We start from the raw sequence: 18,922 nt of genomic DNA on the forward strand, positions 1-18,922 counted from the left end.
CTTAGGCGTGAATCGGTAATCCATCGACGGCAAGAGCCGCTTCTTGGAAGGCTTCGCTCAGTGCAGGATGCGGGTGCACAAGTTGTCCCATCTCCCAAGCCGTCGCGTTCAAGACGAGCGCGAGTCCACCTTCTGTGATGAGTTCGGTCGCTTTCGGTCCGACGATATGAACACCGAGAAGGTCGTCTGTTTCTTTGTCCGAAACGAGTTTGACGAATCCGTCGGCTTGTCCTTCAATCCGCGCTTTCCCGAGTCCGTTGAATCGATACGTCCCCGTCTTCACATCATGTCCGGCATCTTTTGCCGCTTCTTCTGTCAAGCCGACCGAAGCGACTTCAGGGACACTGTATACACAGCGTGGAATGAGCGCATAATCGAGCGGTGTCGGCTCAAGACCAAGAATCGTCTCGACCGCTTTCACACCTTCTGCCGACGCGACGTGGGCGAGTTGTAACTTCCCGATGCAATCCCCGATTGCGAAGATATGACGTTCTTTCGTCCGATACTGACTATCGACTTGAATGATGCCGTTCTCTACGACGATAGAAGTGTTTTGAAGTCCTAAGTCTTCCGTGTTGGCAACTCGGCCAACCGAGACGAGGACACAGTCTACTTGTAACATCTCTTCCCCGACAGCAATCTCCACTGCATTTTCGTGAATCAATGTTCGTTCAGCGTCGACCGTCATGCTCTTCTTCACACGGACGCCACGCTTCTTCAATAGACGCTCCACTTCACGGGAGACTGCCTTGTCCTCGAGTGGGAGTAATCGATCGCCTACTTCGATCAACGTCACGTTCACATCTAAATCGACGAGCATGGACGCCCATTCCACTCCGATGACCCCGCCACCGACAATCGCAATCGATTCAGGAAGCGTTTCAAAATTGAGGAGGTCGTCTGAATTCAAAATCCGCTTGTGATCGAACGGCAATCCAGGAAGTTCACGAGGAATCGACCCTGTCGCGATAATCAATTGATTCGGCAAGATCAGTTCTGATTCACCGCTTTCATCCTCAACGGATACAGTCCCTGGTTGAGGTGAGAAGATGCTTGGTCCAAGGATCGAGGCTTTTCCGCGAAACACTTCGATTTTCCCTTGTTTCATCAAATGCTCGATTCCCTTTTCAAGACCAGCCACAAGATCACGTTTATACGTTTGAGCGCGTTCCATATTGAACGTCACATCTCCCGTCTCCACGCCATACGTTGCACTTTGTTTCGCCGTTTGATAAACATGTGCAGCTTTTAAAAGTGCCTTCGTCGGGATGCAACCTCTATGTAAGCAGGTGCCGCCTAACTTTCTCGCCTCGACGATTGCGACAGATTTCCCTGCCTGGGCCGCCTTGATTGCAGCCACATATCCTCCTGGTCCTCCACCGATGACGACAACATCAAATTCTCGTGCCATGTGTATCCCCCTCATAAACTCGTGCGGTCTCTTCCTTCTCGATGACGCGAAGTGCACCTTCAGCCAACGCTTTAAGCTCATCTTCACCCGGATATACGTGTACCGGCGCGAGATAAGTGACACGCTCCTTGATTTTTTCAGTCAGCCACTCGGAATATGCAATCCCGCCCGTCAGTAAGATGGCATCCACACGACCGCATAATGTCGCGCCGTGTTTTGAAATCTCTTGAGCGACACGATAAGCCATCGTCTCATACAACAGTCTCGCCTCATCATCACCTGATTCCACCCGCTGCTCAATCTCAATGGCATCGAACGTACCGAGATGAGCAAATAGGCCGCCCTGACCGACAATTTTCTTTTTCATTTCCGATTCTTTATACCTGGTACTATAACATAGTTCTATTACCTGTCCAACAGGAATCGAACCTGCCCGCTCCGGCGCGAGCGGTCCATCTCCGTCGAGACCATTATTCACGTCGATGACTCGACCTGCCGCATGGGCACCGACTGTGATTCCCCCACCAAGATGCGCAACGATAAGATTCATCTCATTGTAATCGCTTCCATTTTCAGCCGCGAATCGTTTCGCGACAGCCTTTTGATTGAGGGCATGGAAAATGCTACGACGATTGATTTCTGGCATGCCGGTCTTTCGGGCCAACTCGTCCATCTCATCGACGACGACCGGATCCACTATGAAACTAGGAATCCCTTCAGCCCCACCGATTTTCGAAGCGATCAGACCACCGAGATTCGATGCATGCATCCCGAAACGTCCGCTCGTCAAATCTTCACGCATGAGTTCATTGACCGTATACGTTCCAGACGTCATCGGTGCAAGCAAGCCACCACGACCGACGATCGCGGTCAAATCATTGACCGCGATGCCCGTCTCTTCTAACAAGGCGCGTACTTCTTGCTCACGATGAGGCAACTGCTCTGGAAGTGTGAGACCCGTCACATCGATTGAATGTCGGACCGTACGTGTCATCACTTCTTCCTTCCCATCAAACAATCCAACTTTCGTCGAGGTTGACCCTGGGTTGATTGCAAGAATTAGCCGTTTTGTCATCTTAGCGTCTCCCTAGGATGCTTTTTTCAACTTTAAGGAACTGACTGCGTGAACGCGACATCATGTGAATCCGCTCTTCCGCCATCTTATCGGCCGCAACGTGCGTTGGCACACCATCACGTTCTGCGATCTCAAAGACGCGCATCATGTTGTCATAGATGAGTTCGACTTTCTTCATTGCCCGTTCACGGTTGTAGCCTTCAAGTTCGTCCGCGACGTTGATGACACCACCTGCATTAATGACGAAGTCTGGTGCATATAGAATTCCATTTTCGTCGAGCACGTCTCCGTGACGATCTTCTGCTAATTGGTTATTGGCAGCGCCTGCGACGATTTGTGCTTTCAATTGTGGAATTGTTTTGTCGTTGATGACAGCACCGAGAGCGCATGGAGCGAAAATGTCACATTCGACCGCGTAAATCTCATCCGGCTTGACGACCGTCGCACCAAAGTCTGCTTCGGCACGTTTGAGTGCTTCCTCGTTAATGTCGGTCACAATCAAATGAGCACCCTCTTCGTGGAGGTGGCGACATAAGTTGTAGGCCACGTTACCAACACCTTGTACAGCAACGGTCTTCCCTGCGAGCGAGTCTGTCCCAAATTTCCATTTCGCAGCAGCCTTCATTCCACGATACACACCATATGCCGTGACCGGTGAAGGGTTACCACTTGAACCGAATGCAGGACTGACGCCCGTGACGTAATCCGTTTCCATGTGAATGAAGTCCATGTCGGCAACTGTAGTATTCACATCTTCAGCCGTGATGTAACGACCACTGAGGGATTGAACGTATCGTCCGAACGCACGGAAGAGCGCCTCTGATTTATCTGTCTTCGCATTTCCGATGATGACGGCTTTCCCGCCCCCAAGGTTGAGACCCGCTGCAGCATTTTTATATGTCATTCCTTTTGCGAGACGCAACACATCCGTGAGTGCTTCTTGTTCTGATTCATAGTTCCACATACGGAGTCCACCGAGAGCTGGCCCGAGCGTCGTGTCATGGATGGCGATGATCGCCTTTAGTCCAGACGCTTGATCTTGGCAAAATACGATTTGCTCATAGTCCTCAGATTGTAAGACATCAAAAATACGAAAGCGTGGCTCTGTGTTTGTTTCCATCATGATTAATTCCTCCTGTTAAGTACGATTAATGTTTAGCATGTAACAAAGCGAATGCGAGGGAATATAGCTTCGCTTCGGCAGTATCGGCACGACTTGTCAATACAACAGGGGCAGATGCGCCGACGACAATCGCCGCTACGCTCGCCTCTGCGAAATACATGATTGATTTATAAAGGACGTTGCCGACCTCTATGTAAGGTACGACTAATAAATCGGCTTGACCGGCAACTTCACTGTTGATTCCTTTTTGCTTTGCTGCGACCATGTCGACAGCGTTGTCGAGCGCGAGCGGTCCATCTACGACACAGCCCTTTATTTGTCCACGTCGATTCATTTGGCTAAGTAGTGCCGCGTCGAGAGTCGCATTCATTTGTGGATTGACTACCTCGACTGCTCCAATGGCTGCGACTTTCGGCGATTCGTAACCGATGTCATGCATCGCTTCTACCGCATTGTGAATAATTTCGACCTTCTCTTCGAGTGTTGGTGCGATATGAATCGCCGCATCCGTCACTCCAATCAACTTTTCACGATTCGGAATTTGGAATAGTGCGATGTGGCTGAGCGTCCGCTTCGTACGGAGTCCAGCTTCACGATTAAGGACGGCTTTCATAAATGTCGATGTCGACACCATCCCCTTCATGAGGACGTCCGCCTCTTTATTTTTCACAGCTAATGCGGCACGTCGCGCAATCTCAACGTCACCTTTCGCATGTAAAATATCGACGGCTGACTCATCGATTCCATGCTGTTCACATAACTTTCGGATCTCTCGAGCTTCACCGAACAAAATGAAGCGTGACAGTCCATGATCCGTAGCGAGTTTTACGGCCCGGATGACTTCTTCGTCCGCTGCCCCCGCAATGGACACGGTACAGCCTTCTAACTCTTTTGCGTTCGTCAGCATCCGTTCAAAATTCATCATTGTCCCCCCTTGCTCTCTACACTATATCATAAGCAAGTTTGTTTCCTAAATTGTAAGCGCTTTATAATGCGGATGACCATGCAAATTAATGCTTACCATGCAGTAATATTCATGCAAATTATTGCGTGGTTCCGAGTTTATTGTATAATGTTCGGATCGAAATCTTTAATCGGCGGGCCGCTTCTGATTTGTTGCCACTTGCCTCTTCAATTGCTCGTTCAATCAAATCGCGTTCATATTTTGCAACGGCCTCGTGAAACGTTCCAGATTCGACTACTTTTTGACTCGTGGAACGATTGGATAACTGCAAATGATGTGGGGCAATCCACTGTTCGGAGCTTGCCATATAAATCATCGCACGACCGATCACATTCTCCAGTTCTCGCACATTCCCTTTCCAATGTTGGCTCATCAGTAATGTTAAGGCATCTTCGTCAACGCCACGTACACTACGACCGTACTCTTGATTCAGTTTCCGGATCATCCGTTCACATAGTGCCTCGAGTTCATTCAGTCGCTCACGTAATGGTGGGATATGGATCGGCATCCGATTGATTCGGTAATACAAATCTTCCCGGAATGTTCCGTCTGCTACCTTTTGTTCAAGATCGGCATTCGTTGCGGCAATGATTCGGACATCGATTGGGATTGCCGTCGTCCCTCCGACTCGGACAATTTCATTTTCTTGGAGGACACGTAAGAGCTTCACTTGGACATCAAGGGGGAGCTCCCCGATTTCGTCTAGAAAGAGTGAACCGCCATCCGCTTCTTCGAAATATCCTGTTTTCCCGCCTCGTTTAGCTCCACTGAAGGCTCCATCTTCATAACCGAATAGCTCACTTTCAAGTAGCGTCGGTGAAATCGCCGCACAGTTCACGCGAATGAACTTTTTATATTTTCGAGGAGATTCTCCATGAATGGCGTGGGCGAACAGTTCCTTTCCTGTTCCCGATTCTCCGCGAATCAATACCGTCACGGGGGTCACAGCCGCAAGTTTCGCCTGTTCGATGACAAATCGCATGGCGTCACTCGTCGCAATGATATCGGCAAACTGATATTTCGCTTCTAGATTCCGGATGCGTGTCTTTGCCTCCTGCAATTCATCACGCAGTGCACGAATCTGAGATACGTCACGAATGACCCCGACCGATCCTCGCAACTTCCCTTCGACGATGATCGGTTCTGCATTCACAAGAATATCTCGTCGTGTCGCCCCAATTTGCATCCGGATGTCCCGAACGCCTTGCCCGGTCGATAGTACTTTTAAATGGACGCTTTCCTGCATCCCGATATCTGCCGTCGCTGGTTTGTCGACCACATCTTCCTTTTTGAATCCGGTCAACCGTGTATAAGACGGATTGATCAAAATCGTGTTACCGTGATGATCTGCGACCGATATGGCCTCACTCGTACATTCAATGATGGCCTCAAGCATTTGTTGATTCTGTTTCAATCGTTCAACCACAATCCGAATAAATTCCCCTGGTAAGACGACCGCATCTTTGAAATGATCCTTTAATTGTTCAAACGTTTGATATTTCCCCGTCGTTTCGATGACAAAATCTAGTGTCGCATCCGCATACTGTTTCCAATCGTCCGCCACAGATATGCCATAACTTTTAGCAAGAGCTATTCCTTCAGCAGATGCATCAGAATCTACGACCGCTACAATCGTCGCAAGCGGCGAATCCATCAGCATATGAAGGACTTCGGTCCCCCCTTTTCCTGCCCCCACAATCATCAATCGTTTATTCATACATATTCCCCCATCATCATTCTTCTCTATTTCATGCTACTGAATCCGCACCTGATTCGCAAGCTGCCCAAAAATAGACCGTGTCGAACAGATCGATTTCTGTTAAAATAATGTATGGTAAAGGAGGAGATTGCATGCGTTTTATCGCGCTTCTAATCTTAATCGTCCCTGGGTTATTAGGTGTTTACGGAATCAAATTGCTACGTGATAGCTTCTTTTTGAAGACGAGCGCACCGTTTTCATGGTTCGATTCACTCGCTGCCGCCTCCATGTTGCAGGGGACCTTTGGGCTTCTGCTCGCCATGGGCGGGATCGGATTTGTAGCCGGCTATATTTTTAACCGCGACAAAAAAACAGGAAAAGTACAACGCCTCGACTCATAAGCACACAAAAAAAGGTTCCCTAACTTGACTTCATTTCAAGTGCGGAACCTTTTATTCATATTGAATTGTGATCACTACGGATGATCTCCTTTCAAACTACGTTACTTACTTTGACATGAAATCCAACGTCTTCTTAATGAAGAAGTATGAAAGAACTTTAGTAACTGCCGTCTTGCGTGAACGGAATCTTACCATTCGAGTTACTAACTGATTTACTTATCGGATCATGTCGAACCATCCATCGTGAAGTCGAACGCTTGCCATAAACTGTTCAACGGTTGACAACACTCCTTTTGGTCAACTGAACGATTGTTTTTTCCTATATCAACCCCTAGCTTCGAGTTGATGATAGAATCGCCTCGCGAATGAGCGACTGTCGCGACCTCACGTCGGGACATTAACGACTTGAGGTGTCGTTCCCACCTCTGAGCTATAATCGGATAGCGAACCGAGATGATTTGGTTTCTTCAAACGTTGCTCCGGAACAAGTTTGAAAAGCGTTCATCTGACGCTTGTCCAAGTAACTTGGTACATCTTTATTATAACAAAGGCCCATCATTTTGCAAGCGCTTTCTTTCATAAAGTAAATAAATCTTAAAGTAATTGTTTCATCAAAAAAGACTAAGTCCCATCACGACTTAGTCCTCATGAAATGATTCAATTATTCTTAAACGATACATACGTGACGAAGTACGAGATAAACTCCGAGTTTTTCGGGCTTCGCTCACGCTCCGGTCGCCCTTCGAACATCTCATGATCGCGCATGCCGTTCTCCCATGCCGTCTTGATTGCATGACGCATTGCTCGTTCTACACGAGAAGATGTCGTCTCATGCTCTTTTGCGACCATCGGATATAATTCTTTCGTGATGAGACCGAGCAAATCTTGCCGTTCTCGCACGTAAATGACAGCTTGACGGATATACTTGAACCCTTTGATTCGCGGAGAGATTCCGAGTTGCTGAAGCAAGAGTGAGATTTCAATTTCTTCTGGCGTCATTCCGTCGAATTCTCGATTTGTTCCTTCTGACAATTCACGAATTTTCGTTAATAACTGTTGAATATTGAACGGTTTGACGAGAAAATAAGAGGCCCCGAGTTGCACGGCCTGTTTCGTCACTTCATCTTTTCCAAACGCGCTCAACATGATCACTTCCGGTTTGTCATCACCTAATTCTTCATTTAGGCGTTGCAATACTCCGATTCCATCCAAATGCGGCATGATAATATCGAGTAAGAGTACATCCGGTTGGTGTGTCTTGACGACATCCAAGCATGTTTCTCCATCGTGTGCCGTACCTACGACACGAAGATCAGGCTCAGATTCTAGTTGTCGGCTCAACAAATCGACGATTTCTCGATTGTCGTCCGCAATACATAATGTAATCACTTATGACACTCCTTTGATGAACTTCTGTTTTACTTGTTGTGACATCTCAAGTAATTCTTCGACGTGTTGCTTCGTCAAGTCTGTCATTTGAGCGCCAGCAATCATGCGACCCAATTCGTCGATTCGACTTTCACGGTCGAGGGACGTCACATTTGTTTTCGTCCGTTCATTCGTTTCGGTTTTAGTAATGTAAAGATGTTGGTCTGCCATCGCAGCAACTTGTGCCAAGTGCGTGATACAGAGGACTTGAGAGCCGACAGAAAGTCGGAAGATTTTTTCACCCATCGCCTGCGCGACACGTCCAGAGACCCCTGTGTCGACCTCGTCAAAAATAATGGAGGCCACTCCGACCGTTCTTGAGAAGATTGATTTGAGTGCGAGCATGACACGGGAAAGCTCTCCTCCTGAAGCGACTTTTGCGAGTGGTTTGAACGGTTCTCCAACGTTCGTCATCATGTAAAACTCTACGTCATCTAAACCATCTTGTTTAAGCGATGTAGTTTTAAAACGGACCTCGAACGCTGTTTTTTCCATATATAGTTCTTTCAACTCTCGATGAATCGCATGCTGAAGCGACTCCGCAGCCATCTTACGCGCTGAAGACAGTCTCTTGCCAGCTTCTCTTGCAATTTGCTCTAATCGAATGAGTTCATCTGAGAGCGTTTGTAAATGCTCTTCCCGGTTCGTCATCGACTTCAATTCATCCGACACTTGTTCGCCATAGGTGATGACTTCTTCGATGGTCGTCCCATACTTTCGTTTCAATTGCTGGAAAAGAGCCAATCGTGACTCAATCTCATCCAATCGAATCGGGTCAAATTCGAGCGAATCTAACTGGTCCCGGAGTTGAAACTTTGCATCCTCCAACAAATAATAAGCGTTAGAGATTGTCTCCGATACAGATGTCAAAGACGAAGAGAGCTGTGACGCCTCTTCCATCTCGCGCATCGCCACTCCGATTTGATCGAGTCCATTTGACTCCTCGGCAACCGCCTCATACGAGAGACGAATGTGTTGATGAATGCGTTCAAAGTTGGCCAATTCATCCCGTTCTTCTGTCAACGCCTGTTCTTCCCCAACTTTTAATTCAGCCGCTTCGATTTCTTTCGTTTGAAACGACAAAAGATCCATTCGTTGAGCAAGCTCCTGCTCACTTTGACTAAGACGCTTCAATTCATCGGCGACTTGTTTCCAGGCCGCAAATGCCGTTTGATATTCCTCGACTAACGGACTGATTTCTTTTTCGGCGAAATGGTCTAATATGCCAAGGTGAAATTCCGCATCCATTAAATGTTGATGTTCATGTTGACCGTGAATATCGACCAGGAGCCGTCCGAACTCCCGTAACGTCGAGAGCGGCATCATTTTCCCGTTCACACGGCAGACGCTCTTCCCGCTACTATGTAGGTCTCGACGTAAGATGACTGTCCCATCTTCAACATCGATGCCATATTGTTCGGCCGCTTCGATGACCGGGTGATCCGGTTCAATCATAAACAGACCTTCGATTTCAGCTTTATCTTGACCATATCGCACGAACTCACTTGAGCCACGTCCTCCAACAAGCAATCCAATCGCATCCAACAAGATCGATTTACCGGCACCTGTCTCACCTGTGAGCACAGTCATACCTCGATTAAACGGAATGTTTAATTCGTCAATAATCGCAAACTGTTTGATTGATAGTTCTGCTAACATACGTACGTTCACCTCATAACATTCCGAGTAGTCGATCGATGATTTGCTTCGCTTTCTCTTCATCACGTGCAATCATTAAAATCGTATCATCTCCACACACCGTTCCAATCAATTCATCCCAAGATAAATGATCGATCAAGACACCGATTGCATCAGCATTCCCCGGAAGCACTTTCATGACGACCAAATTTTGAGCAGAATCGACCGAGACGAAACTGTCACTAAGGATTCGCTTCATTTTACCGTATGGATTAAAACGTTGATCCGCAGGCAAGCTATATTTATACCGTCCATCGTTCAATGGGACTTTGACCAGATGTAACTCTTTAATATCCCTAGACACGGTTGCCTGTGTGACCGGATACCCCGAGCGACGTAGCTCATCCACTAACTCATCTTGCGTCTCGATTTCTCGATTCGTCACGATGTCTCGAATTTTAATCAATCGCTGTCCTTTGTTCATAAGCGCTGACACCTCATTTTTCGTTTCACATACACATTATCATTCTAAAGTATTGTCGAAAAAAGGTCTAGCATTCCAGGTGGGATTTCCACCATTCCCCATCTAGTAGACGAGTAAAGGAAAAAGCTACAGACGACGAGGTCTGTAGCATCATTTTATCCCTTAAGTTTGGCATGGGCCGCGTTTACGACCTCTTCGACTTGTAGCGATGGCGAGACGCCACCTACTCCTGTGTACCGAGCGAAGAGAAGAAACTCGATGTTCCCATCCCCTCCAGTGATCGGAGAGTAATCCAAAGCTTCGACAAAGAAGCCTTCCGATGCGAAGTATCGGACCATATCGCTTGCGACTCGTTCATGGACGTTACGGTCCCGAACAATTCCTTTTTTCCCGACATCGGCCTTCCCTGCTTCAAATTGAGGTTTGACGAGCGCCATGACGACACCGTCTTGCTTCAAAATTTGTTTCAACGGTGGCACCATCAGACGAAGCGAGATAAAAGAGACGTCAATCGTTGCGAAATCTGGTTTAATCGGGAACTGATCGGCCGTCGCGTGGCGGAAGTTCATCCGCTCCATGACGACGACGCGATCATCGCTCCGTAGTTTCCAGGCAAGCTGATTATAGCCGACATCGACCGCGTACATTTGAGTCGCGCCGTTTTGAAGCGCACAGTCCGTGAACCCACCCGTCGATGAGCCGATGTCGATTCCGACTCGTCCAAAGACATCGAGCGGGAAGACGTGGAGCGCTTTCTCGAGCTTCAAGCCGCCACGTCCAACATAAGGAAGAACTTGACCCTTCACTTCGAGAGGGATATCATCAAACACTTTATCGCCCGCCTTGTCTAGACGTTCTGTCCCACTATAGACGAGACCGGCCATGACCGACCGTTTTGCCTTTTCCCGTGTTTCAGCAAGTCCACGTTCGACGAGCAATACATCTAATCTAGTTTTCTTTCTTTTTTCCATAATCCCTCACACATTCTGTCGATTTGTCTCCATGACGAACCGTTCAATCGATTCCGCCATTTGGGCAGGTCGCAGTCCAATCTCTTCTAGGAGCTGGTTGACACCGCCATGCTCGATATATCGATCCGGAATACCGAGACGTTGAATCCGTGGAAACGCTCCGGCTTCATTCGCGTGTTCAAGCACGCTACTTCCAAAGCCACCGGCGAGAGCAGCCTCTTCTAATGTCACGAGCGGAATCCCCTCTGCATAAAGTGAAGTCAGCATCGCATCATCGAGCGGCTTGATGCTACGACAGTTAATGACGCGCACACTGAGCTTACCTTCTAATAGTGCTCGGACTTCGAGGGCGTCTTGCACTTGGGGACCGAACGTCAAGATAGCGACATCTGTCCCTTCTGCCTCGACTTCCCAATCATCGAGTGAAATTTCTTGAAGCGTCTCACTCATCGGAACACCGATCCCTTCACCACGCGGGAAACGAATCGCAATCGGTCCACCATCGTAACGGAGTGCAGAATAGACGAGTTGTTGTAATTCTTCTTCATCTTTCGCCATCAAAATTCGAATGTTTGGCACGTGACGCATGAAGGCGATATCGAACACACCTTGGTGCGTCTCTCCATCCGCTCCGACAAGTCCAGATCGGTCAATCGTGAACACGACGTTCAAGTTTTGACGACAAATGTCATGGACCAGTTGATCGTACGCGCGTTGGAAGAAGGTCGAATAAATCGAGACGACCGGTTTCAACCCTTGCGTCGCCTGTCCCCCAGCGAGGGTGACCGCATGTTGCTCGGCAATTCCGACATCAAACATACGCTCCGGGAATTTCTTCGTAAAGCAATCGAGTTTCGAACCGACACTCATCGCTGGTGTGATCAACGTCACCCGTTCGTCTGACTCCGCCACTTTCGTGATCGTCTCCGCGACGACTTTCGAATAGCTCGGTCCTTTCGGTTTGCCTTTGATGACTTCACCGGATTCAATTTTATAAGGTCCAAGACCGTGCCATGTTCCGACACCGTCCAATTCAGCCGGACGATATCCCTTCCCTTTTTTCGTAATGACGTGGACGAGAACCGGACCGTCGATTTTCTTCGCGTACTCAAGCGTTTCGAGCAAGTCTTTCAAATCATGCCCATCTGTAGGTCCAAAGTAAGTGAAGCCAAGTTCTTCAAAGAACGTTCCCGGAATGAGAGCAGATTTTAAGAGGTCCTTCACCCGTTCCCCGCTCCGTTCAAGTGAACTCCCGACGAGCGGGATGTGTTTGATGAGTGACTCCATTTCTTCTCGAGCATGCTTCAACTTGCGCGATGCCCGGATACGACCAAGCATATTATGCATCGCTCCTACGTTCGGCGCAATCGACATCTCGTTATCATTTAGAATGACAATCACGTTCTGTTTCTCGGCACCGATGTGATTGAGGGCTTCAAGTGCCATCCCCCCAGTCAAAGCACCGTCCCCGATGATGGCGATGGCACGATCGTTGGCGCGCCCTTTCAATTCATTCGCAATCGCAATCCCCATGGCTGCAGAGAGGGAAGTCGAACTGTGCCCTGTTTCCCACACATCATGCTCGCTCTCACAACGTTTCGGGAAACCACATAACCCATTGTATTGTCGGAGAGTATCAAACTGGTTCGTACGTCCTGTCAAAATTTTATGAACGTATGCTTGATGACCGACGTCCCATACGAGTTGGTCTTTCGGACTGTCAAATACACGGTGCAAGGCAAGCGTCAACTCTACAACTCCCAAGTTTGGCGCCAAATGCCCTCCCGTCACTGCCAATTTTTCAATCAAGAATCGTCTAATGTCTGAACCGAGCGATTCGAGCTCTGATACAGACATCCGTTTCAGGAACGACGGGTCTTGAATGGATGTCAAGTCCATAATGACCATCCTTTCTCCTCACATTTTACTGATTCGTACCTTACATTTTACAAGAATGTGACGGCATATGCCACACATTCCCCAAAACAAAGGTGACACGATGTGCTCATCGTGTCACCGAGGTCAATGATTTCGTTTCACTACAAATGATAGCATCTCAAGAAGCAACGGCGCTGGAACTGAAAGTGATTCAATTGCAGCGTGTGCCGCTCCCACTTCTTGCTCAAGAGCTTGCTTCGCTCCCTCTATGCCGAGAAGCTTCGGATAAGTCGTCTTGTCATTCAATTCATCTGAGCCGACGCGTTTTCCGATTGTTTGTTCATCTCCGACGACATCGAGGATATCGTCTTGAATCTGAAAAGCGATGCCAAGATGACGTCCGAACTGTTTGAGGTGCATCCGATCTTCCACCGATGCCCCTGCCAAAATCGCACCGGCTTCAAGTGCATAGACGAGTAGCGCACCTGTCTTCCGTTCATGAATGGATTGGAGCTCTTCAAGTGTGACGTCGTTCCGCTTTTCAGCCAGCATATCATCCAACTGCCCACCGACCATACCTGAGCTACCGGCCGCCAATCCGAAAATACGAATAATCTCGACGACATCTAGCGCAGGGAGTGGTATCTGTGTGAGAATACGGAATGCGTCCGTCAATAAGGCGTCCCCAGCCAAAATAGCGGTCGCTTCATCAAACTGACGATGATTGGTCGGTCGTCCACGACGAAGATCGTCATCATCCATGGCCGGCAAATCATCATGGATGAGTGAGTATGTATGAACCATCTCTAAACTCGCCGCCACCTCTCGTCCTCGCTCGAGTGACATGCTATACGTTTCAAGGACGGCATAGACGAGAGCAGGACGAATGCGTTTCCCGCCAGCCTCTAAAGAATACGTCATTGCGTCTCGTAATCGTTTCGGCATCTCACTCGACTCAATGAGTTCCTGCATCGCCAGTTCGACGGTCCGTTTCCACTTGTTCAAGTCATCGGTACGGTTCATGCGGATCCTCCCTTTTCACGAAGCGTCCCATCAAGTTCTAAAATTTCATCCATTTTTTTCTCGGCGGCAGAGAGTTTTGTCTGGCACAATGCAGACAAGCGGACACCTTCCTCATATAGGGTCATCGCTTCCTCTAATGGGACATCACCGCTCTCGAGTTGCGCGACGATCTGTTCGAGGCGCTCGAGCGCCGCCTCAAATGTCTGTTCTTTCTTCGTCACCGACAATCCTCTCCTTCACCTCAGCGATTGCATGACCATCCCGAAAACGAATCGAGACATCACCATCGCGTAATTGTTTCACGTTCTGCACATAGATCCCATCTTGTTCGATGAACGTATATCCACGTGACAAGACGGCGAGTGGACTGACTGCATGCAATCGTCCAACCTGTTGTGCAAATTGAAGCGTTGCTTGTTCTAATGGCTTCGTTCGACGGAGTCGCTCGACCATATGATTGACTTCTTCCCCTTGCTTGGACAACGTTTTTGAAAATCGTTTTACATCTAGCTGCTGTGACAACTGACGGAGCTGATGAGTGGCTTGGGTGAGATGTCGCCTCATCCCTTGCTCGAGACGGATTTCCGACTGGGCGAATCGTTCCCGTTTCTGAGATATCGTGTACCTCGGTGATTTTAATCCATAGCTATTGATCATCCGTTCCACACGGGTTCGCGAATCATCCAATTGGTCTTTGACGGCTTTGTGCAGATGGTTATCCAAACGTTCTACATCTTTTCGCTGCGCATCAATCATCGCGGTAGCAAGTTCAGCCGCCGCTGTCGGAGTCGCAGCCCGAACATCGGCAACGAAATCCGAAAGCGTAAAGTCTGTCTCGTGACCGACAGCAGAAATGATGGGAATCGTGGACGCATAGATTGCCTCCACCACAACATCTTCATTAAATGCCCAAAGCTCCTCAATAGAACCACCACCGCGACCGACAATGAGTACATCACAATCGGTGCGTTCGTTCATCCAGCGAATGGCAGAAGCAACTTGTGGAGCCGCCATTTCGCCCTGTACAGCAACAGGGGCGAACGTAATCGCCACATGTGGTGCACGACGTCGAAGTGTGGTTGCGATATCGTGTAGCGCCGCACCTTTTGGAGACGTCACGATTCCAACGCGTTCTGGAAACGTCGGGAGCGGGTGCTTCCGCTCCTCGTCAAACCATCCCATCTCCTCTAATTCACGCTTTCTCGCCTCATATCGCTCAAACAATAGACCGATTCCGTCTTGTCGCATCAATTCGACATATAGTTGGACATCTCCCGTAGCCTCATACATCGTCACCTTTGAGACGGCGATGACTTTCATTCCATCTTTCGGTTCGAATTGAAGTTGTTTGGCATCGCGAGAAAACATGACAGCTTTCATCCGAGACGCGTCATCTTTCAACGTGAAATAACAATGACCGGATGAATAACGTTTGAAATTTGAGATTTCACCGATGACCGCGACTTGTCGAAGCAATACATCATCATCAAGTTGTCGCTTCACATATCGAACAACTTCAGAAACCGGAAGTGGATTAGCCACGTGATGCAACCTCGACCGTATTATGCATGAGCATCGTGATGGTCATCGGACCGACACCACCCGGAACAGGGGTGATGGCACTCGCCTTCTCCTTAACAGCTTCATAGTCCACGTCACCGACTAGACGACCTTCGACCCGATTGACTCCGACATCGATGACAAGCGCGCCAGGTTTGACCATGTCTGCTGTGACTAAACCAGCGCGTCCGACAGCGACAATCAAAATGTCCGCTTGGCGTGTCATCTCACCGAGGTCAGCTGTTTTTGAATGACAATATGTGACCGTTGCTGATTCATTCAAGAACAACATGCCTACCGGTTTACCGACAATCTGACTACGACCGACGACGACAACGTGCTTTCCGGCGATCTCGGTCTGTGTTTTTGCGAGATGCAAGATGCCGTGCGGCGTGCACGGGAGTAGCGTATCAAGTCCGAGCATCATCTTCCCAACATTCTCAGGATGAAAGCCATCGACGTCCTTTTCTGGGGAGATGCGCATGATGACTCGTGATTCGTCGATGTGTTTCGGCAGAGGGAGTTGCACGAGAATCCCGTGAACTTCTTCATCCGCATTCATCAAGTCAATCAAGTCAAGCAATTCCTTCTCGCTAATCGTCTCATCAAAACGGAGGACTTGTGAATCGATTCCGATTTCTTCTGCCGCCCGTTCCTTCCCGCGTACATAGCTATGACTTGCTGGGTCATCCCCAATCAACACGACTTTCAGTTTCGGTACGATGCCACGTGCGCGAAGTGCTGCCACACGTTCTTTTAACGTTTCTCGATATGATGCTGCCACTTGTTTCCCGTCGATCACTACTGCCATCTCTCTCATCCCCCGTTGTCTTTAGGTTTTTCTGTAGTTGGTCTGGTGTCTTATCTCTATTTTTTTAGTCTTCTTTAATGATGTTACCGAGTACGCCATTCACGAGTTTGCCGGCTTCTTCGTCCGCGAACGATTTCGCGAGTTCGACCGCTTCGTTGATGGTGACGTTTTCTGGAATCGTCTCGACGTATAACAATTCGAACGTTGCCATTCGAAGAATCGTACGCTCGACGTTTCCGAGGCGATCTAACCGCCAGTTTTTCAAGTTTTCAACTAGTAACGCATCGATATCTTCAATATGTTCTAGCGTCCCTGTGACGAGTTGTTCGTAAAACGGATCAGACTCTTCTCCATCCAATGCGAACTCGATTGCTTCGTCCACCTCTAATTTAGATACTTCGATTTGAAAAAGCGTTTGAATCGCTTTTTCTCGTGCTTCATGACGTTTCATTCAGTTACTCTCCTTTTACATGCTTTCATTGTGATAGTTTAGCATAAAGCACTCATAAATTCAGTACAAAAAACCAGGAAACCGAAATAATGTTCGGGCTTCCTGGTTCACGTTATTTTGCCAATGACATTTCTTTTTCAACGAATTTCGTATCGAACGTACCGATGCGGAACTGCTCATGTGCCATGACTTGTTGATGAAACGGAATCGTCGTTTTAATTCCCGAAACCGTAAACTCACCCAAAGCACGCAACATTTTCAGAATGGCCTCATCACGCGTTGGTGCATGAACAATCAACTTCGCTACCATCGAGTCATAGAACGGCGGGATCATCGCTCCTGCATAGAGTCCGCTATCGACACGGACACCCATACCGCCTGGAACGATATATTGGTCAATCTTCCCTGCCATCGGACGGAAGTCCATAAATGGGTCCTCCGCGTTGATTCGACATTCGATGGAATGTCCTGAGAACGTAATGTCCTCTTGTGAGATGGCAAGCGGATGTCCGAGCGCCACTTCAAGCTGCGCTTGAACGAGATCGAATCCTGTGATCATCTCGGTGACGGGATGCTCGACTTGGATCCGGGTATTCATCTCCATGAAATAAAACTCGTTTGATTCTGGAACGTAAATGAACTCGATTGTTCCCGCTCCCGAGTACTGAATGGCTTTTGCCGCTTTGACGGCAGCATCCCCCATCAATTGACGTGTCGTTGTATCAATCGCAGGTGACGGCGCCTCTTCAACTAGTTTTTGCATGCGACGTTGGATTGTACAATCACGTTCACCTAAGTGAATGACGTTACCGAATTGGTCGGCAAGAACCTGCACTTCGACGTGACGGAACGACTCGATGAACTTTTCGAGATACACGTCACCATTCCCGAACGCCTGCTTCGCTTCTTTACGTGTCGCGACCAATCCTGAAACGAGTTCGTCCTCGTCTCGAGCGACGCGAATGCCACGTCCTCCACCGCCGGCTGTCGCCTTGATGATGACCGGATAACCCATCTCACGCGCGAGTTCCATCGCTTCTTCGTCTGTGACGACACCACTTGAACCTGGAACGACAGGAACCCCTGACTCGATCATCGTTCGTTTGGCTTCATCCTTGATTCCCATTTTGCGAATCGCATAGCTGCTTGGGCCGACAAATTGAATTCCACACGCCTCGCACATCTCAGCGAACTCGGCATTTTCAGCCAAAAAGCCGTAACCCGGATGTACCATCGTCGCATCCACGGCGCATGCGACTGATAAAATATTTGGGATATTCAAATAGGAGTCTTTCGATGGATTCGGACCGATGCAATAAGCCTCGTCAGCCAGATGAACATGTAACGCTTCACGATCTGCCTCAGAGAAGACAGCGACCGTCGGAATATTCAACTCTTTTGCTGCACGTATGATTCGAACCGCGATTTCCCCGCGGTTAGCAATTAATAATTTCATAACGACCTCACTTCACGCTGAAGAGCGGTTGACCGAATTCGACGAGATCGCCATCGGCGACTAACACCTCTACGATTTCGCCACTGATTTCCGCTTCGACATCGTTAAACAGTTTCATCGCCTCTAGAATACAAACGATTTGTCCTGACTCGACACGGTCGCCGACGTTCACGAACGCTTCTTTATCCGGGGCCGGACGTGAATAGAACGTTCCAACCATCGGCGAGGTGATAGTACGATAAGACGCCTTTTCTTGCGTCGGTTCTTCTGTTTGTTCATTTACTTGAGGAGCAGGCGCAGGCGGTGCGAATGCTTGTGTCTGCATGATAGGCGCGCTCACTGTTTGTTGCGCTTCTTTCTTTAATGACAGTTTGAAATCAGATGTTTCAAGCTCCATTTCATGGACTGATGATTGGTCCAATAATTGAATAAGCTCTTTAATTTGATCGATTTGCATCTTTCTTACCCCCTGTTTATACCTGGTACTAATCTCTCCTTCACTATAACTGGTCAGACCAATGAATGCAACGAGAAAAAAAGAGCGCCCAT

Annotated in this window: 18 protein-coding genes; 1 reads left to right on the forward strand and 17 read right to left on the reverse strand. The window is 48.5% G+C overall.

Features of this window, described 5'->3' with window-relative positions; genetic code table 11:
- Position 1: 1 nt before the first annotated feature.
- The 5 genes from lpdA to OKS35_RS05255 all read right to left on the reverse strand — a co-directional run bounded on the left by lpdA (position 2) and on the right by OKS35_RS05255 (position 6,290).
- Complete coding sequence (gene lpdA, locus OKS35_RS05235; protein ID WP_264092620.1) at positions 2 to 1,411, reverse strand: dihydrolipoyl dehydrogenase; 1,410 nt, start codon at positions 1,409 to 1,411, stop codon at positions 2 to 4.
- On the reverse strand, positions 1,395 to 2,486 hold the full coding sequence (gene buk / locus OKS35_RS05240) for a butyrate kinase (protein ID WP_214781436.1): 1,092 nt from the start codon (positions 2,484 to 2,486) through the stop codon (positions 1,395 to 1,397). The genes lpdA and buk overlap by 17 nt, the downstream gene beginning before the upstream one ends.
- Before the next feature lies 1 nt (position 2,487).
- Complete coding sequence (locus OKS35_RS05245; RefSeq protein WP_012726561.1) at positions 2,488 to 3,609, reverse strand: Glu/Leu/Phe/Val family dehydrogenase; 1,122 nt, start codon at positions 3,607 to 3,609, stop codon at positions 2,488 to 2,490.
- Positions 3,610 to 3,634: 25 nt separating this feature from the next.
- Complete coding sequence (gene yqiS / locus OKS35_RS05250; protein WP_211782681.1) at positions 3,635 to 4,531, reverse strand: phosphate butyryltransferase; 897 nt, start codon at positions 4,529 to 4,531, stop codon at positions 3,635 to 3,637.
- Between the two features lie 121 nt (positions 4,532 to 4,652).
- Positions 4,653 to 6,290, reverse strand: a complete 1,638-nt coding sequence (locus OKS35_RS05255; protein WP_264092621.1) for a sigma 54-interacting transcriptional regulator — start codon at positions 6,288 to 6,290, stop codon at positions 4,653 to 4,655.
- A 134-nt stretch (positions 6,291 to 6,424) separates the two neighbouring features.
- On the opposite strand from OKS35_RS05255, the gene OKS35_RS05260 reads away from it, so the two are divergent.
- Positions 6,425 to 6,673 carry a DUF2627 domain-containing protein gene (locus OKS35_RS05260; protein ID WP_031423346.1) on the forward strand — a complete coding sequence of 83 codons (249 nt, stop codon included), beginning with the start codon at positions 6,425 to 6,427 and terminating at the stop codon, positions 6,671 to 6,673.
- A 657-nt stretch (positions 6,674 to 7,330) separates the two neighbouring features.
- Here OKS35_RS05260 and spo0A read toward each other — a convergent pair.
- The 12 genes from spo0A to accB all read right to left on the reverse strand — a co-directional run bounded on the left by spo0A (position 7,331) and on the right by accB (position 18,830).
- On the reverse strand, positions 7,331 to 8,062 hold the full coding sequence (gene spo0A / locus OKS35_RS05265) for a sporulation transcription factor Spo0A (protein ID WP_074036711.1): 732 nt from the start codon (positions 8,060 to 8,062) through the stop codon (positions 7,331 to 7,333).
- On the reverse strand, positions 8,063 to 9,760 hold the full coding sequence (gene recN / locus OKS35_RS05270; protein WP_214690772.1) for a DNA repair protein RecN: 1,698 nt from the start codon (positions 9,758 to 9,760) through the stop codon (positions 8,063 to 8,065). It abuts the gene before it with no gap.
- Between the two features lie 13 nt (positions 9,761 to 9,773).
- Positions 9,774 to 10,223 (reverse strand): transcriptional regulator AhrC/ArgR, encoded by a 450-nt coding sequence (gene ahrC / locus OKS35_RS05275; RefSeq protein WP_012726567.1) that lies wholly within the window; start codon positions 10,221 to 10,223, stop codon positions 9,774 to 9,776.
- 155 nt (positions 10,224 to 10,378) lie between these two features.
- Complete coding sequence (locus tag OKS35_RS05280) at positions 10,379 to 11,194, reverse strand: TlyA family RNA methyltransferase (RefSeq protein WP_214781439.1); 816 nt, start codon at positions 11,192 to 11,194, stop codon at positions 10,379 to 10,381.
- 6 nt (positions 11,195 to 11,200) lie between these two features.
- On the reverse strand, positions 11,201 to 13,093 hold the full coding sequence (gene dxs, locus OKS35_RS05285; protein ID WP_196431845.1) for a 1-deoxy-D-xylulose-5-phosphate synthase: 1,893 nt from the start codon (positions 13,091 to 13,093) through the stop codon (positions 11,201 to 11,203).
- 123 nt (positions 13,094 to 13,216) lie between these two features.
- Positions 13,217 to 14,095 carry a polyprenyl synthetase family protein gene (locus OKS35_RS05290; RefSeq protein WP_214781441.1) on the reverse strand — a complete coding sequence of 293 codons (879 nt, stop codon included), beginning with the start codon at positions 14,093 to 14,095 and terminating at the stop codon, positions 13,217 to 13,219.
- Positions 14,092 to 14,316 (reverse strand): exodeoxyribonuclease VII small subunit, encoded by a 225-nt coding sequence (gene xseB / locus OKS35_RS05295; RefSeq protein ID WP_012726571.1) that lies wholly within the window; start codon positions 14,314 to 14,316, stop codon positions 14,092 to 14,094. Before xseB ends, OKS35_RS05290 begins: the two co-directional genes overlap by 4 nt.
- Complete coding sequence (gene xseA / locus OKS35_RS05300) at positions 14,291 to 15,637, reverse strand: exodeoxyribonuclease VII large subunit (RefSeq protein WP_264092622.1); 1,347 nt, start codon at positions 15,635 to 15,637, stop codon at positions 14,291 to 14,293. Before xseA ends, xseB begins: the two co-directional genes overlap by 26 nt.
- Positions 15,630 to 16,466, reverse strand: a complete 837-nt coding sequence (gene folD, locus OKS35_RS05305; RefSeq protein WP_196430850.1) for a bifunctional methylenetetrahydrofolate dehydrogenase/methenyltetrahydrofolate cyclohydrolase FolD — start codon at positions 16,464 to 16,466, stop codon at positions 15,630 to 15,632. Before folD ends, xseA begins: the two co-directional genes overlap by 8 nt.
- A 64-nt stretch (positions 16,467 to 16,530) precedes the next feature.
- On the reverse strand, positions 16,531 to 16,917 hold the full coding sequence (nusB, locus tag OKS35_RS05310; RefSeq protein ID WP_078147109.1) for a transcription antitermination factor NusB: 387 nt from the start codon (positions 16,915 to 16,917) through the stop codon (positions 16,531 to 16,533).
- 112 nt (positions 16,918 to 17,029) lie between these two features.
- On the reverse strand, positions 17,030 to 18,373 hold the full coding sequence (accC, locus tag OKS35_RS05315; protein WP_264092623.1) for an acetyl-CoA carboxylase biotin carboxylase subunit: 1,344 nt from the start codon (positions 18,371 to 18,373) through the stop codon (positions 17,030 to 17,032).
- 7 nt (positions 18,374 to 18,380) lie between these two features.
- Positions 18,381 to 18,830: an acetyl-CoA carboxylase biotin carboxyl carrier protein gene (gene accB / locus OKS35_RS05320; RefSeq protein WP_012726576.1), complete on the reverse strand. Its 450-nt coding sequence runs from the start codon at positions 18,828 to 18,830 to the stop codon at positions 18,381 to 18,383.
- Between the last annotated feature and the right edge of the window lie 92 nt (positions 18,831 to 18,922).

Source organism: Exiguobacterium sp. N5 (assembly GCF_025842465.1).
GTDB lineage: Bacteria > Bacillota > Bacilli > Exiguobacteriales > Exiguobacteriaceae > Exiguobacterium > Exiguobacterium profundum.

Coding starts and splice junctions, on each gene's coding strand:
- lpdA (WP_264092620.1), bottom strand. CDS start 1,411: ATGGCACGAGAATTTGATGTTGTCGTCATCGGTGGAGGACCAGGAGGA.
- buk (WP_214781436.1), bottom strand. CDS start 2,486: ATGACAAAACGGCTAATTCTTGCAATCAACCCAGGGTCAACCTCGACG.
- OKS35_RS05245 (WP_012726561.1), bottom strand. CDS start 3,609: ATGATGGAAACAAACACAGAGCCACGCTTTCGTATTTTTGATGTCTTA.
- yqiS (WP_211782681.1), bottom strand. CDS start 4,531: ATGAATTTTGAACGGATGCTGACGAACGCAAAAGAGTTAGAAGGCTGT.
- OKS35_RS05255 (WP_264092621.1), bottom strand. CDS start 6,290: ATGAATAAACGATTGATGATTGTGGGGGCAGGAAAAGGGGGGACCGAA.
- OKS35_RS05260 (WP_031423346.1), top strand. CDS start 6,425: ATGCGTTTTATCGCGCTTCTAATCTTAATCGTCCCTGGGTTATTAGGT.
- recN (WP_214690772.1), bottom strand. CDS start 9,760: ATGTTAGCAGAACTATCAATCAAACAGTTTGCGATTATTGACGAATTA.
- ahrC (WP_012726567.1), bottom strand. CDS start 10,223: ATGAACAAAGGACAGCGATTGATTAAAATTCGAGACATCGTGACGAAT.
- OKS35_RS05280 (WP_214781439.1), bottom strand. CDS start 11,194: ATGGAAAAAAGAAAGAAAACTAGATTAGATGTATTGCTCGTCGAACGT.
- dxs (WP_196431845.1), bottom strand. CDS start 13,093: ATGGACTTGACATCCATTCAAGACCCGTCGTTCCTGAAACGGATGTCT.
- OKS35_RS05290 (WP_214781441.1), bottom strand. CDS start 14,095: ATGAACCGTACCGATGACTTGAACAAGTGGAAACGGACCGTCGAACTG.
- folD (WP_196430850.1), bottom strand. CDS start 16,466: ATGGCAGTAGTGATCGACGGGAAACAAGTGGCAGCATCATATCGAGAA.
- nusB (WP_078147109.1), bottom strand. CDS start 16,917: ATGAAACGTCATGAAGCACGAGAAAAAGCGATTCAAACGCTTTTTCAA.
- accC (WP_264092623.1), bottom strand. CDS start 18,373: ATGAAATTATTAATTGCTAACCGCGGGGAAATCGCGGTTCGAATCATA.
- accB (WP_012726576.1), bottom strand. CDS start 18,830: ATGCAAATCGATCAAATTAAAGAGCTTATTCAATTATTGGACCAATCA.